Source organism: Phyllobacterium sp. P30BS-XVII, assembly GCF_014138335.1.
Lineage (GTDB): Bacteria > Pseudomonadota > Alphaproteobacteria > Rhizobiales > Rhizobiaceae > Phyllobacterium > Phyllobacterium meliloti.
Genome location: NZ_JACGXO010000008.1, coordinates 137,540 through 152,733, shown reverse-complemented (window position 1 = coordinate 152,733; position 15,194 = coordinate 137,540). Strand labels below are relative to the sequence as shown.

Here is a 15,194-nt window from a genome sequence, read left to right as displayed (position 1 = left end):
AGCGCCCGTCCAAACTCGACCGAAAACTGAGCTTTTTGACAATTGTGGGCATGGCGGAAACGCTATTATATATTTGAAATCATACTCTAAAAATTTTCTATATCAACATTAAATGGCAGTTATTCCCACAATATGGAAATTAGCACAGCCAATAAAACTGGAAAACTCCTGATGATCGGTCTATGGCTGGGATAACGCAACAGCAGAGCAAGGAATCATGGTGGCTGTTATCCAACCGGCAAAGGGCAAGCGAGGCCGAAAGGCCGCTGCGGATGCCTCACCATCATCGGTACAGGTCCTCGACCGGAGCCTAAATCTTTTGACGATCATTGCTGATCACGACGGTTCAGCCTTGACAGAGCTTGCCGACAAGACTGGCCTTGCGCCCTCCACTGTTCATCGCCTGCTGACCTCATTGCAAAAACACGACATGGTTTCGCATGACCCGGAAACCGGCGACTGGTCTATCGGCGTCGGCGCTTTTGCCATTGGCAATGGTTTCCTGCGATCGCGCAAACTTGGCCCAATCAGCCGCCGCTTCCTGAAACGGCTGATGGAGGAGTGCGGCGAGACCGCCAATATCGGCATTGAGGACGATGGTGATGTTGTGTTCATTTCCCAGGTCGAAAGCCACGCTCCGATGCGCGCTTTCTTTCGACCAGGGCGACGCGGGCCAATCCATGCCTCCGGCATTGGCAAGGCAATCCTGTCCACATGGTCGGACTCTGAAATTGGCCGGACCGTAAGCCGAAAGCAGATTACCCACTTTACCGATCACACGTTGGACACGCTTCCTGCACTCCTGAAAAATATTCAGGAAATACGCTCGCGCGGCTGGTCAATCGATGACGAGGAACACACGCTTGGCATGCGCTGTATTGCTGCGCCGATCTTCAACGAACATGGCGAGGCCGTCGGCGGCATATCGATTTCCGGTCCGACCGTGCGCCTGCCCCGGGACAAGGTGGACGTGTTGGGTCCAGTCGTGCGTGACACAGCAAACGAGTTGACGCGTGCCATGGGCGGACGGCGGCCGGAAGAACTCTAGATCAAGGCCCATCAAACAGAAACGGCCATAGCCTCGCGTATGGTTTGGCCCACCAGATGCGGGCTTTTGGCAATGATGACACCAGCCTCTTGAAGGGCATTGATCTTACTTTGTGCATCATTGGCAGCGCTTTGCGCAAAGGCTCCGGCGTGACCCATGCGGCGTTCCGTTGGTGCATGGCGACCGACCACCAGCCCGACAATCGGAATATCAGGCTTGAGGTCAATCAATAAGTCCGCGAGTTCCTGCTCCTCTGATCCACCAATCTCACCGATAACAATGACGCCATGCGTATCGCGGTCGGCAAGAAAAAGCTGCATGCAGTCACGCATACTGAGGCCGTGAATGGCATCGCCACCAATCCCAACTGTCGTGGACTGACCCAACCCCACAGCGCTGACCTGCGCAATGACTTCGCTTGTCAACGAGGCCGAACGCGACAGAATACCGATCTGCCCCTTTCTCTCGCTGCCGGTCGCCATGACACCAATCTTGCAAACGCCCGGCGAAAGAACACCTTGAGAATTTGGTCCGACAAGAACCGTCGCACTTTGCTTCAAAGCTGCACGCACGCGCAACATATCCTGCACCGGCACCCGCTCGGTCAGGGCAACGACCAGCGGCATACCGGCTTCAATTGCCTCGATCATCGCGGCGGCAGCGTTCTCCGGCGGTACAAAAACCATGCTGGCATTTGCGCCGGTTTCTCGCATCGCCTCGGCAACTTCGTTAAAGACGGGAAGATTCAGATGATAGGTCCCACCCTTGCCGGGTGTGACGCCACCAACAATCCGGGTTCCATATTCGAGCATAGCCGCAGAATAGTGCGTCCCCGCCCAGCCGGTCATGCCCTGACAGATTACACGCGTATTCTGGTCAACGAGAATGGTCATGGTCTTTCTCCGTTTGACTGTGCAGCTGATGTTGCGCGGGTTACGGCCGTCCACATGTCAGGGCAATCGATTACCTTGCAGCCGAAATTGGCGAAGCGAAACCGAGCATATTCGGCATTGTTGCCAGCTAGGCGAACAATGACAGGACAAGTACGACCGGTTCGGCGCATGGCAATGCCCAGACCATCGGCGATTGTATCGCAAGGCTGCATGCCGCCGCCGTGTACGTTGACGAGAATCGAGCGCACTGCCGGATTGTTGAGAAGAAGGGTGAAGCCATGGGCGACATCAAGGCTTGTGGCGGTGGTGCGTATATCCATGAAATTTGCTGGTTTGCCCTTGGCGGCGTAAACCATGTCAAGCGTAGCCAGTCCGAGCCCGGCACCATTAACGGCCAGACCAATATTGCCGTCCATGCGCAGATAATTGAGCTGACGGTTCTGGGCAACAAGCTCCACAGCATCGTCGTCATGCTCGTCACGCAATGCCACCAGTTCAGGATGCCGGAATAGAGCATTGTCATCAATAATCATCTTGGCATCGACCGCAACAAACCCGCCCTGCTCCGTTACGGCAAGCGGATTGATTTCGAGCAGTGTCGCATCCAATTCCACGAAAATCCGACGCAACTGGTCAAGAAGCTGGGCGAAGGTAGATTGCAGATCGGAAGAGCCAAGACCGATGCGTTTGGCCAAATTGATTGCAACATCTTCAGCCAAAGCATCGCCGGTTCCCATCGAAATTCGTTCGAGGCGCGTTTCGCCAGATTGAAGCCGCTTTTCGATATCCTCGCTGCCTTCAGCGCCAGCGAGAACCATGATCTCGGCACTCGCAATATCGATGGACAGTGACAGATAAAGACTACGCACAGGATGAACAGCAGCTTCAATCAATACCCGGTTGACGCGGCTGCCCGCCGGGCCCGTCTGTTCGGTAACAAGCGTTCGCCCAAGCATTGATGCGGCAGCAACGCCTGCCTGTTCCGGCGTAGAGACAAGCTGGACGCCGCCTGCGAGCCCACGTCCGCCAGCGAGAATCTGGGATTTTACAGCAATCTTGGCCACACAGAGAACCTCGGCAGCGGCGCGCGCCTCAGCGGCAGTCAGTGCCACTCGACCTTCGGGTACACCGATGCCTCTGGCTGATAGCAGTGCTTTTGACTGGAACTCATGAAGCTTCATAGCCATGGCCTCCCCAAGACTGATTGAGCATTCGGGCAGTGGCGGCACCTGATCGATGCCGCCGCGTTGTTTCTTACAAACGGGTGATTATTCCGCCGCGATCTTTTGCGGATCGCCAAGCGCACCACTCTTTTGCAGATCATCGATAAACCGGTTATCGAATTTCAAAACGTCACGCAGGATTTCCTCGGTGTGCTCACCCAGAAGCGGCGAACGGGTAACATCCGTTGGACTGTCGGAAAGCTTGATCGGATTACCGACTGACAGGTAATTACCCCGAACCGGATGTTCGACCTCGACGATCGTACCCGTCGCACGCAGCGATTGATCTTCGGCAATTTCCTTCATGGAAAGGATCGGGCCGCAGGGAATGTCCCGATCATTGAGAAGGGCCATCACCTCGAACTTATCCTTCGTCATGGTCCATTCCTCGATGCGGGCAAAAATTGCATTGAGGCGTGGCAGCCGGGCACCGGGCTTGGCATAGTCAGGATGGGTTTTCCACTCAGGCTCGCCGATCACATCGCAGATCGCCTCCCAGACGGGTGCCTGTGTGATGAAGTAGATATAGGCGTTGGGATCAGTCTCCCAGCCCTTGCATTTCAGGATACGGCCCGGCTGGCCGCCACCGGAATCATTACCCGCGCGCGGTACGCTTTCGCCAAATTCAATACCTTCGCCAAACTGGCTGTATTCATTCAGCGGTCCATGGGCAAGGCGCTGCTGATCGCGCAATTTGACCCGGCACAGATTGAGCACGCCATCCTGCATGGCCGCCGAGACTTTCTGGCCACGTCCGGTTTTTGTGCGCTGGAAGAGGGCGGTTACGATGCCAAGACAAAGATGCAGCCCTGTGCCGGAATCGCCGATCTGAGCACCGGTCACGAGGGGCAATCCATCGCGAAAGCCTGTTGTTGACGCCGCACCACCGGTACATTGCGCAACATTTTCGTACACCTTGCAATCCTGATAGGGTCCCGGACCGAAGCCTTTGATCGAGGCGACGATCATTGCAGGATTGAGTTCCTGAACGCGCTCCCACGTGAAACCCATGCGATCAAGCGCGCCGGGAGCAAAATTCTCCACCAGCACATCGCAATTCCTGATCAGCTCTTCCAGAACCGTCTTGCCACTTTCATTCTTCGTATCAAGTGTGATCGAACGCTTGTTGTGATTGAGCATGGTGAAATACAGGCTGTCAGCATCGGGAACATCGCGAAGCTGGCCGCGGGTAATATCCCCGACGCCGGGACGTTCGACCTTGATGACATCGGCACCAAACCAGGCAAGAAGCTGTGTGCATGTTGGTCCAGACTGGACGTGGGTGAAGTCTAGGATGCGAACACCCTCCAAAGCTTTTGTCATAGTTCCTTCCCTTCTTCAGTACAGATTGTTCTGCTTATGTCGATTTGAACCGGCGGCCTTGGGCAGCCGCCGGTTGTTATCGCTATTTGTACATTGTCTGGTTCTTGGTTCCCGGCGCGTATTCGTTCGGATCAACCCAGATATTGACGACAGCTGACCGGCCGGTCTTGGCAATGGCTTCACGAGCCCGCTGGAGAGCAGGCTGAATCTGCGAGGCGTCGCGAACCTCCTCGCCGTGATTGCCGAGCATATGTGCGAATTTGGAGAATTCGACATCGCCAAGCTTGTTGCCGACATTGCCGCGCTCTTCGCCATATTTGGCAACCTGACCATAACGAATCTGGTTCATCGAAGAGTTATTGCCGATAACTGCAAGATAGGGAGCGTGGAAACGATCACAGGTTTCCATATCGAATGCCGTCATCGAGAAGGCGCCATCGCCGTAGTAACAAAGCACTTCCTTGTTGGGATGGGCGAGCTTTGCACCAAGCGCGAAGCCTGTCCCTACACCCAGCGAGCCAAGTGCGCCCGGATCCATCCACTGACCCGGATTGCGCGGACGTACTGCCTGAGCTGAGATCGTCACCACGTCCCCGCCGTCGCCGATGTAGATCGTGTCTTCGCCAAGGAACTCATTAAGCTCATAGGCTACGCGGTAAGGATGGATCGGGCTCTGATCCGATTTCAAAAGCGGCAGGACTTTCTCATAGGCAATCGCTTCCTGTTCCTCCAGCGTCTTCATCCATTGTTGACGTGCCTGACGCTTGCCCTTGTCGATACGACCGGAGGCAGCCTGCAGAACAGCCGAAAGAATAGCGCCGGGATGACCGACCAGACCGAGATTGATGTCGCGGTTCTTACCGACAGTGCGGTAATCCTGATCAATCTGCACCAGCGTCAAATCTTTGGAGATCCGCTTGCCATAACCCATGCGGAAATCGAATGGAGTCCCGATGACAACAATCACATCGGCGTTGCTGAAAGCAAAGCCACGCGTGCGGTCAAAGTGGTGAGGATCGCCGATTGGCAGTGTACCGCGGCTAGCACCGTTGAAATATCCGGGAATATCAAGGCCGCGCAACAGTTCCACCGCAGCGTCGGTGCTGCCCGATGTGAATACCTGCTGGCCGAACAGGATGGCCGGACGTTTGGCATTTACCAGCACATCGGCCAATCTCTCAATATCAGCCGGATCGCCAATTGAATATGTCGAGGCTCTGTATCTGCCCGGTTGCGGAATGACAGCCTTCTCAATAGGGATTTCACGGTCCAGTACATCGCGGGGAATTTCGAGGTAGGACGGCCCGGATGCGCCGGAAAAACATTCGCGCGCGGCCATGGAAATCATATCGGCAATGCGTTCTGTCGACGAGACACCAGCGGCGAATTTGGTAATGGGCGTCATCATGTCGACATGAGGCAGATCCTGCAGCGAGCCCATTTTATGCTGGCTAAGAGCGCCCTGCCCGCCAATGTGCAGTACGGGGCTTTCCGAACGAAACGCCGTTGCAATACCCGTAACCGCATTGGTGCAGCCCGGACCAGCTGTTGTAACAACGCAGCCAAGTTTGCCTGTCTGCCGGGCATAGCCATCGGCGGCATGGGCCGCGACCTGCTCATGACGCACGTCGATGATGCGGATGCCTTCGTCGATGCAGCCATCATAGATATCGATGATGTGGCCACCGCACAGCGTAAAGATGGTATCGACACGCTCGTTCTTCAGCGCCTTCGCCACCAGATGCCCACCAGATACCACGCTCCCGTCGCGCACCTTCCGCTTTAATGTATCTTCAGCCGTTGATGTGGCTTTCTCTACTTTCGTGACGATAGTCATTGACGTCTTTCCTCCTATTGAACCTTGCCGTCTTTTATCGTTGGCACCCGTTTGCCTGACCGATGCCGAATACAAAGGCGGGATGCAGAACTGCCGTGCCTGCGAAGTGCAGGTCAGGGCAGGAGCCTGTTGGCTCAGCTACATCGAGATTTTGCATGCGATAACGCTCGCTGGTGTCGAGAGCCCCGCCTTCCACCCCGAAGGTGAAGCGGGGAGAGCCGAAGCCAAACCGGAATTCACAAGTTTGAGACGCTTTTTCGCCTGCGCATGGCGCTCAAAGTGCCCATAAAAAAGTTCTGGCATAATAAATACCAAAAGTCAAACAACCAAAACCTATGAAAAATCAGCATTCCGACGCAACCGTCCAAAACAAAAAAATCGAAACTATTCCGTGTTTACCGCGTTCTATATGGGTGCAATGCACAATTCTTCTTGTGTGCGCTGCACAACCTATGCAAAAATGGGATGCTGATATGCGCCAGCAGAGATTGTGAACTGGGATATGGTATGCCAGATAAGCGCCAACATTAACCGAAAACAGGAGTGTCAACCATGCCGGCACGCGCAGAAATTGCTTCAGTAGCCACCCGTACAGCCCCTCGCGGCCTTATCGAGACGATTCTGGCCTTCCTTGACCGGGTTGCCGAGACCAACGCTCGTAACAAAAATTACGAACCTTTCGGTCTTTAACACCCAAGACGATCGGTTCATCTCATTCAAGCGGCTGCCAGATTCCCCTCCGGCGGCCGCTTAACATTTTGAAGTCATGAGGTTTTTTGTAAACTTACATATCAGATTAGCTTGGGTCTTGTCTTTTGGTATAACTGATACCAGTATGTCCCCTATCAGCGCATGGCATTTTAGCTAACAAAAAGCGTCAGAAAGGGAAGGAAATGACTCAAGCGGTGAAAGAGGGTTTCCAATCGCAACCGGTAAGCGATGGATTCAGATGGGGACAATTAGCGGTTGGCGTGGTCTGTATGGTCATGATTGCCAACCTCCAATATGGTTGGACATTCTTCGTTCCTGAAATCACGAAACAGTTCGGTTGGGGGCGGAGCGAAATTCAATGGGCATTTACACTCTTCGTTCTCTTCGAAACGTGGCTCGTTCCGATTGAGGGCTGGTTCGTTGACAAATACGGACCGAAAATCGTCATCCTTTTTGGCGGCATATTGTGCGCTATCGGCTGGGTTATCAATTCCTACGCAGACACAATGTTTCTGTTCTGCATCGGACAGGCTGTTGCCGGTATTGGTGCAGGCGCGGTTTACGGAACCTGCGTCGGTAATGCACTGAAGTGGTTTCCTGATCGGCGCGGGCTTGCCTCAGGTATCACAGCAGCCGGTTTTGGTGCGGGTTCGGCGCTGACTGTCTGGCCGATTCAGGCGACGATCGCAAATTACGGCTTCCAAAACGCTTTCCTCACCTTCGGATTGGGACAAGGCATCATTATTGTTCTGCTTTCCTTCTTCCTTTTTGCGCCAAAGCCCGGTCAGGTGCCAGAGGCAACCAACAAAGGTCCAATCATCCAGAGTCGGCGTCAGTATTCGCCTTCTGAAGTGCTGAAGCACCCGATTTTCTGGCTCATGTACGTCATGTTCGTCGCAGTGGGCGCCGGTGGCCTCGTTGTAACGGCAAACCTTGCGCCTATGGCCAAGGACTACGGCGTTGCCGATATTCCCATGTGGTTGGGCATACCGGCTCTCACGCTGGCGGCTACACTGGACCGTCTGCTCAATGGCGTGACACGACCATTCTGCGGCTGGGTGTCGGATAAAATCGGACGCGAGAACACTATGTTCATCGCCTTCGGTGTGGAAGCAATCGGCATCTATCTGCTCTATCTCTACGCCGGTAATCCGGTGATGTTCGTCATTCTGAGTGGTCTGGTGTTCTTTGCCTGGGGCGAGATATACTCTCTCTTCCCATCAACATGCACCGATACGTTCGGCTCCAAGTACGCTGCAACCAATGCCGGTCTGCTTTACACAGCCAAAGGTACAGCAGCGCTACTCGTGCCTTTCGGTACAGCTCTGGCTGCCAATGGCAACTGGAACTCGGTGTTCATCATCGGCGTCGTCCTGAATGCCGGGGCAGCGCTGGCGGCCTTGCTCATACTCAAGCCATGGCGCGCCGGCATTATTCGCAAAACGCAGGAGAGCGCCCTGCAGCCTGCCCAATAGCAAGCGACAACAGTCCGGGCTGGAAAACATCCAGCCCGGACATTCACTTCAAACTGCAGGACATGCCGGCATTGGCTTCAAACGCCCCGGCAACATCTATCTGCCCCGGTATCACGATTGAAAGTCATCGACTCACTGCGGGCATATTGACCATCGGCCAAGGCCGAACAGCTAACAGCAGAAGAACAAGTCCATATCGAATGCGAACAGCCATGTGCAGCACGAGTAGGACTTGACAGCATTTTTACTGGAATACATTATACCAGAATAGCAGGCGCCACAGTTTACTCGCCGTGCCGCTGGTCATCCAAGCCACATCAACGCTGCCATCACGGGGAGTGCAGGCAGCAATTAGGGAGGAAGTCATGCTCGACAAAACCGTTGTCCGAAACGTACTGGAAACGGCGCGGGCCGAAGGCCGTCAGGCTCTCACCGCACCCGAAGGCAAACTTATTTGCGATGCTTACGGCATTGCGGTTCCACAGGAGGGTGTTGCCGTTAGCGCCGGGGAAGCTGCCTCGCTCGCGTCAGGCATGGGTTATCCGGTGGTCATGAAAATCGTCTCTCCTGATATCCTGCACAAGACAGAAGCGGGTGGTGTCGTTGTCGGCGTCAAATCCGCAGAAGAAGCGAAAGCTGCTTTTGACAAGATCATTGCCAACGCCAAAGCCTATAAGGCCAACGCTGAAATCATCGGTGTACAGGTCCAGCAAATGCTGACTGGTGGTCTCGAAGTGATTATCGGCGCAGTATCGGATGATAGTTTCGGCAAGCTTGTTGCCTTTGGTCTTGGCGGCGTTCTGGTCGAGGTTCTGAAGGACATTACTTTCCGGCTTGCGCCGGTAACGAATGACGAAGCCCTGTCGATGCTTGATAGCATTCAGGCCGCAGAAATGCTGAAGGGCGTGCGTGGCGGTGAACCCGTCAACCGCGAAGCACTCGCTGACCTGATCGTGCGCGTCTCGAAGCTCGTGGACGATTATCCAGAGATTTCCGAACTCGATCTCAATCCGGTTTTTGCCACAAAGGAAGGCGCAATTGCTGCCGACGTGCGTATTGTCATCGATTACAACCAGACAAAGCCACGCCACCGGCCGAGCCAGGAAGAAATTCTGAAATCCATGAACCGTATCATGCGTCCGAAGGCCGTTGCCGTGATCGGCGCATCGGCAGAGGACGGCAAGATCGGCAACTCTGTGATGAAGAATCTTATCAACGGAGGGTATAAGGGGCAGATATACCCCATTCATCCAAAGGCCGAAGAGATTCTCGGTTACAAGGCATATAAAAGCGTCAAGGATGTAACTGGCGATATCGATACGGCTGTTTTTGCAATTCCCGCCAAATTCGTCGCCGGTGCGCTGGCAGAATGCGGCGAAAAGAAAATTCCCGGCGCGGTGCTGATACCATCAGGCTTTGCCGAAGCGGGCGAACCTGAACTTCAGGACGAAATCGTCAAGATTGGCCGTAAATATAATATCCGCTTGATGGGCCCGAACATTTACGGCTTCTATTATACGCCTGAGAACCTGTGCGCGACGTTCTGTACGGCCTATGACGTCAAGGGCTCGGCGGCATTGTCATCGCAGTCAGGCGGTATCGGCATGGCGATCATCGGCTTTTCGCGATCCGCTAAAATGGGTGTGTCGGCGATCGTTGGCCTTGGCAACAAGTCTGATATCGATGAAGACGATCTGCTCACGTTCTTCGAACAGGATGACAACACGCGGATCATCGCCCAACACCTTGAGGATTTGAAAGACGGGCGGGCTTTTGCCGAAGCGGCAAAACGGGTCGCAAAGAAAAAGCCAATCGTCGTACTCAAGGCAGGACGCACATCCGCCGGTGCCAAGGCAGCATCATCCCACACGGGTGCTCTTGCCGGTAACGACAAGATCTATGAAGACGTTTTCAAACAGGTCGGTGTTATTCGCGCACGCTCGTTGCGGCAGCTTCTTGAATTCGCCCGCGGCATTCCTGTCATGCCAACACCAAAGGGGGAAAATGTCGTCATCATCACCGGCGCCGGTGGTTCGGGTGTGCTGCTTTCCGATGCCTGTGTTGATAACGGCCTGAACCTCATGGCGATGCCAGATGATCTCGACGCGGCATTCCGCAAGTTCATTCCGCCATTCGGTGCGGCAGGAAATCCTGTCGACATCACCGGCGGCGAACCACCCCTCACCTACAAGAACACGGTCAAGCTCGGCCTCGAGGATGATCGCATCCATTCGCTCATCCTCGGTTATTGGCACACCATCGTCACTCCACCGATGGTCTTTGCCAAACTGATGGTTGAGGTGAAGGAAGAAATGGCGGCCAAGGGCATTGAAAAGCCAATGGTTGCATCACTTGCCGGTGACGTCGAAGTCGAAGAGGCCGCCGAATATCTTTATCAGCATGGCATTCCTGCCTACGCCTATTCAACCGAACTTCCAGTCGAAGTGCTGGGGGCAAAGTACAAATGGGCGAGAGGTGCAGGTCTTCTCTAAGTCCTCCCCCGCCAGGCTCCGGCATAAGCCGGGGTCTGGCACCCACTCAAAAATTCAGCCGTTTTCAAGGGGAGGTTTCCTCAATGCATATTCATGAGTATCAGGCCAAGGATGTGCTCAAATCCTTCGGCGTACCTGTACCAGAGGGCTATCTGGTCACCGATATCGACGAGGCCGGTGAGATGGCCGCCAAACTTCCCGGACCGGTATTCGTTGTCAAATCGCAAATTCACGCGGGTGGCCGTGGCAAAGGCTCATTCAAGGAACTCGGCGATGGCGCCAAGGGCGGGGTTCGCCTTGCGCGCTCCATCGCCGAGGTGCGTGAATACGCCGCCGAAATGCTTGGCAATACATTGGTGACCATCCAGACAGGCCCTGCCGGCAAGCAGGTCAACCGTCTCTATGTCGAGGACGGATCGCAGATCGAGAAGGAGTTTTATCTCTCGCTTCTTGTTGATCGCGCAACCAGTCGTGTCTCTTTTGTCGTCTCCACCGAAGGCGGGATGGACATTGAAACCATTGCTCACGACACGCCAGAAAAGATCCTGACCTTCTCAGTCGATCCAGCGACCGGCATCATGCCCCATCATGGCCGCGCGGTTGCCAAAGCGCTCGAACTCGACGGCGATCTTGCCAAACAGGCGCAAACGCTCATTGCCAAACTATACGGAGCATTCATCGCCAAGGATATGGAGATGCTCGAGATCAACCCGCTGATCGTCTCGAAAGATGGACAGCTGAAATGCCTCGACGCAAAGGTCAGCTTCGATTCGAACGCCCTCGCCCGTCATCTCGACATTGCCGCAATGCGCGATGAAAGCGAAGAAGATGCCAAGGAAATCGAAGCGTCGAAATATGACCTCTCTTATATCACGCTGGATGGCAGTATCGGCTGCATGGTCAATGGCGCCGGACTTGCCATGGCAACCATGGACATCATCAAATTCTATGGCGCGGAACCTGCAAACTTTCTTGATGTCGGCGGTGGAGCCACCGCCGAAAAGGTAGCGGCGGCTTTCAAGATCATAACCGCCGATCCCAATGTGAAAGGCATCCTCATCAATATTTTCGGCGGTATTATGCGCTGCGATGTCATCGCGGAAGGGGTAATCACCGCCGTCAAGGAAGTGAGCCTGAAGGTCCCGCTCGTTGTCCGCCTCGAGGGCACCAACGTCAATGAGGGCAAGAAAATCATCGCGACGTCAGGGCTGAATGTGATCCCTGCCGACGATCTCGACGACGCTGCGCAGAAGATCGTCAATGCTGTTGGAGGCTCAAACTAATGTCGATTTTAATCAACAAGGACACCCGGCTTCTCTGTCAGGGGTTTACCGGCAAGACCGGGACCTTTCATAGCGAGCAGGCGATCAAATATGGCACCAGAATGGTTGGGGGCACTTCCCCCGGCAAGGGTGGCACAACACATCTTGGCCTGCCTGTATTCGACACGGTGGCCGCAGCGCGCGAGGCGACCGGCGCCGATGCATCGGTGATCTATGTCCCACCTTTCGGTGCAGCAGATGCAATCTGCGAGGCCATTCAGGCGGAAATCCCGCTGATTGTCTGCATTACCGAGGGGATTCCGGTTCTCGATATGCAGCGCGTCAAACGCGCCTTATCTGGTTCAAAATCGCGCCTGATCGGTCCAAACTGCCCCGGCATCATGACCGTCGATGAATGCAAGATCGGGATCATGCCGGGGTCCATCTTCCGCAAAGGATCTGTCGGTATCGTGTCACGTTCGGGCACGTTGACCTATGAGGCAGTCTTCCAGACCTCGCAACAGGGTCTTGGGCAGACAACGGCAGTGGGCATTGGCGGCGATCCCATCAAAGGGACCGAATTTATCGATGTGCTGGAGATGTTTCTTGCCGATTCAGCAACGGAATCCATCGTCATGATCGGCGAAATTGGCGGCACGGCTGAGGAGGATGCCGCGCAGTTTCTTGCCGATGAGGCAAAACGTGGACGCTCGAAACCAACCGTGGGATTTATAGCGGGCCGGACGGCTCCTCCAGGCCGGCGCATGGGCCATGCGGGCGCTGTCATCTCCGGCGGCAAGGGCGGAGCTGAAGACAAACTTGCCGCCATGGAGGCAGCCGGTCTCTGGATCGCTTCCACTCCGGCGCGTCTCGGGACCACGCTGGTGGAACTTCTGAACGGTGATCAGCGTTATCAACGTGCATCAAACGCAAGATAAAATTTATGCGATTTGAAATGAACATGCGCGGCATGAACATTCCGCGCATGTCAGGTGACAGACTGTTATTCCAGTACCAAACCCGGCTCCAAACAGTGTTTCCGACGAGTAATGGTTGCAAAAATTCGAAAAATGACTTCAAAGAACTAGATATGGTATTATACATTCCAAATAAACATGGAGATCACCGGACGTGAGCCCTAGAACCCAGATGCGTTGGCCAATGGCCGATGAAGCCACCCCCAATCTCGTCCTTGAACCGTTCGCAGCAGAGCCGAACTTCAAAACGCGGATATATGGTGCGCTGAAGCAGGCCATCGCCAATATGGATATCTACGGAACGACGGAAGAAAAATGGCTCGACGAGCGGCAGCTTGCAGACCGGCTTGGGGTCAGCCGCACGCCCATCCGTGAAGCAATTGCAATGCTGGAGCAACAGGGGTTTGTCAAATCCATCCCCCGGCGCGGCATTATGGTCCTGCGCAAGACCAAGCGCGAAGTGATCGAAATGATCCAGATGTGGGCTGCCCTTGAGGGTATGGCGGCCCGGCTGGTTTCACTCAATGCCAGCGGCAAGGAAATCGCGCGGTTACGCAAGCTCTTTGAGGATTTTCACGAAGACCACAAGCCTGCAGACTATCCTGGTGAATATTCCGAAGCCAACCTGCAGTTTCACCAGACTTTGATCCAGATGACCGATTCAAAGATTCTGCGGGAAACAACAGAGAACATCCTTCTGCATGTGCGCGGAATCCGGAAAATCACCATCGGTCGTGATGATCGTGCGTCCCAGTCAATCAAGGATCATCTGGCGATTATCACCGCGCTGGAAAAGCGTGATACGGAGTTGGCTGAAAAGCTCTGCCGTGATCATACGCTTGGCCTTGCGGCCTATGTGGAGAAGCACAGCGAAGGCATCTTCGACTAACAAGGCGCCTCGGTCTGTTTCCTGTCCTGATCCGGAGATGTGATGACGAACCTACCTCAAAATATGACCGTCATCGCTATCAGCCAACCGGGCGGGCCTGAAGTACTCAAGCCTGAACAGCGTCCCGTTTCCGCCCCTGCGGGAAATGAAATCCTCATTCGTGTCGCTGCGGCCGGGGTCAACCGGCCCGATATATTTCAACGTCTCGGTGCTTATCCGCCTCCGAAGGGTGCCACTGACCTGCCCGGCCTTGAGGTTTCCGGCACGGTCGCGGCACTGGGAAGCGGTGTCAACAGGTGGAAAATCGGAGACAGGGTCTGCGCGCTCGCGCCGGGTGGAGGCTATGCTGAATATGTGACTGTTGACGGAAACAGCGCACTCCCTGCCCCCGAGGGGTTTTCACCTGTCGAAGCTGCTGCTTTGCCGGAAACATTCTTCACCGTCTGGCACAATGTTTTCGAACTTGGGGGGCTAAAGCAGGGTGAAACCTTGCTGGTCCATGGCGGCGCTTCAGGTATCGGAACCACGGCAATCATGCTTGCCAAGGCATTTGGCGCTCAAGTGATCGTAACGGCTGGAACGGATGAGAAATGCGCTGCCTGCCGCGACCTTGGAGCAGATACAGCCATTAATTATCGCAGCACCGATTGGGTGGCAGAGGTCAAGAAGGTGACCGATAGCAAAGGCGCTAACGTCATTCTTGATATGGTCGGCGGCGCTTACATTGAACAGAACTATCAAGCTGCGGCCATCGGCGGACGCATTGTCAACATTGCATTTCTGCAAGGCTCCAAGGTCGAGGTTGACTTCATGCGCCTGATGATGAAGCGCCTGACCCATACGGGGTCAACCCTGCGCGCTCAGTCACTCGAAGCAAAGGCTCGGATTGCTGCGGCACTTAAAGCCAATGTTTGGCCGCTTCTCGCCAGCGGCCAATGTCGCCCGCTTATCCACGCCCGCTTTCCACTGGTTGAGGCCAGCCGCGCCCATGCATTGATGGAATCGAATGCCAATATTGGCAAGGTCATCCTCACAATCGGCGACGACTGGCTCTCTTGAACGCC

Annotated in this window: 12 protein-coding genes; 8 read left to right on the top strand and 4 right to left on the bottom strand. The window is 54.9% G+C overall.

Annotated features, from left to right (window positions below; genetic code table 11):
* Nucleotides 1–217: 217 nt before the first annotated feature.
* The gene (gene bhcR, locus FHW17_RS20575; RefSeq protein ID WP_112522274.1) at nucleotides 218–1,048 is read left to right on the top strand and encodes an HTH-type transcriptional regulator BhcR; all 831 of its coding nucleotides are present in this window, start codon (nucleotides 218–220) and stop codon (nucleotides 1,046–1,048) included.
* An 11-nt stretch (nucleotides 1,049–1,059) separates the two neighbouring features.
* Here the strand turns inward: bhcR and sucD (FHW17_RS20570) are convergent, their stop codons facing one another.
* The 4 genes from sucD (FHW17_RS20570) to FHW17_RS20555 all read right to left on the bottom strand — a co-directional run bounded on the left by sucD (FHW17_RS20570) (nucleotide 1,060) and on the right by FHW17_RS20555 (nucleotide 6,324).
* Nucleotides 1,060–1,941, bottom strand: a complete 882-nt coding sequence (gene sucD, locus FHW17_RS20570) for a succinate--CoA ligase subunit alpha (protein WP_112522273.1) — start codon at nucleotides 1,939–1,941, stop codon at nucleotides 1,060–1,062.
* Entirely contained in the window at nucleotides 1,938–3,128 is a 1,191-nt protein-coding gene (sucC, locus tag FHW17_RS20565; RefSeq protein ID WP_246706954.1) for an ADP-forming succinate--CoA ligase subunit beta, read from the bottom strand. The genes sucD (FHW17_RS20570) and sucC (FHW17_RS20565) overlap by 4 nt, the downstream gene beginning before the upstream one ends.
* A gap of 81 nt (nucleotides 3,129–3,209) precedes the next feature.
* On the bottom strand, nucleotides 3,210–4,487 hold the full coding sequence (frc, locus tag FHW17_RS20560; protein ID WP_112522271.1) for a formyl-CoA transferase: 1,278 nt from the start codon (nucleotides 4,485–4,487) through the stop codon (nucleotides 3,210–3,212).
* Nucleotides 4,488–4,569: 82 nt separating this feature from the next.
* Complete coding sequence (locus FHW17_RS20555; RefSeq protein WP_182510708.1) at nucleotides 4,570–6,324, bottom strand: thiamine pyrophosphate-binding protein; 1,755 nt, start codon at nucleotides 6,322–6,324, stop codon at nucleotides 4,570–4,572.
* Nucleotides 6,325–6,876: 552 nt separating this feature from the next.
* On the opposite strand from FHW17_RS20555, the gene FHW17_RS20550 reads away from it, so the two are divergent.
* From FHW17_RS20550 to FHW17_RS20520, 7 genes are all read left to right on the top strand, one after another.
* Nucleotides 6,877–7,014, top strand: coding sequence for a hypothetical protein (locus FHW17_RS20550; RefSeq protein WP_162700399.1), 138 nt, complete (start codon nucleotides 6,877–6,879; stop codon nucleotides 7,012–7,014).
* A 203-nt stretch (nucleotides 7,015–7,217) separates the two neighbouring features.
* A complete protein-coding gene (oxlT, locus tag FHW17_RS20545) occupies nucleotides 7,218–8,510 on the top strand; it encodes an oxalate/formate MFS antiporter (RefSeq protein WP_112522269.1) in 1,293 nt (430 codons plus the stop codon).
* 365 nt (nucleotides 8,511–8,875) lie between these two features.
* Nucleotides 8,876–11,002, top strand: a complete 2,127-nt coding sequence (locus tag FHW17_RS20540) for an acetate--CoA ligase family protein (protein ID WP_112522268.1) — start codon at nucleotides 8,876–8,878, stop codon at nucleotides 11,000–11,002.
* A gap of 83 nt (nucleotides 11,003–11,085) precedes the next feature.
* Nucleotides 11,086–12,285 carry an ADP-forming succinate--CoA ligase subunit beta gene (sucC, locus tag FHW17_RS20535; RefSeq protein WP_182510707.1) on the top strand — a complete coding sequence of 400 codons (1,200 nt, stop codon included), beginning with the start codon at nucleotides 11,086–11,088 and terminating at the stop codon, nucleotides 12,283–12,285.
* A complete protein-coding gene (gene sucD, locus FHW17_RS20530; RefSeq protein WP_182510706.1) occupies nucleotides 12,285–13,202 on the top strand; it encodes a succinate--CoA ligase subunit alpha in 918 nt (305 codons plus the stop codon). Before sucC (FHW17_RS20535) ends, sucD (FHW17_RS20530) begins: the two co-directional genes overlap by 1 nt.
* A gap of 211 nt (nucleotides 13,203–13,413) precedes the next feature.
* The gene (locus tag FHW17_RS20525) at nucleotides 13,414–14,130 is read left to right on the top strand and encodes a GntR family transcriptional regulator (RefSeq protein ID WP_112522264.1); all 717 of its coding nucleotides are present in this window, start codon (nucleotides 13,414–13,416) and stop codon (nucleotides 14,128–14,130) included.
* A 42-nt stretch (nucleotides 14,131–14,172) separates the two neighbouring features.
* Nucleotides 14,173–15,189, top strand: a complete 1,017-nt coding sequence (locus tag FHW17_RS20520; RefSeq protein ID WP_182510705.1) for an NAD(P)H-quinone oxidoreductase — start codon at nucleotides 14,173–14,175, stop codon at nucleotides 15,187–15,189.
* Nucleotides 15,190–15,194 lie beyond the last annotated feature (5 nt).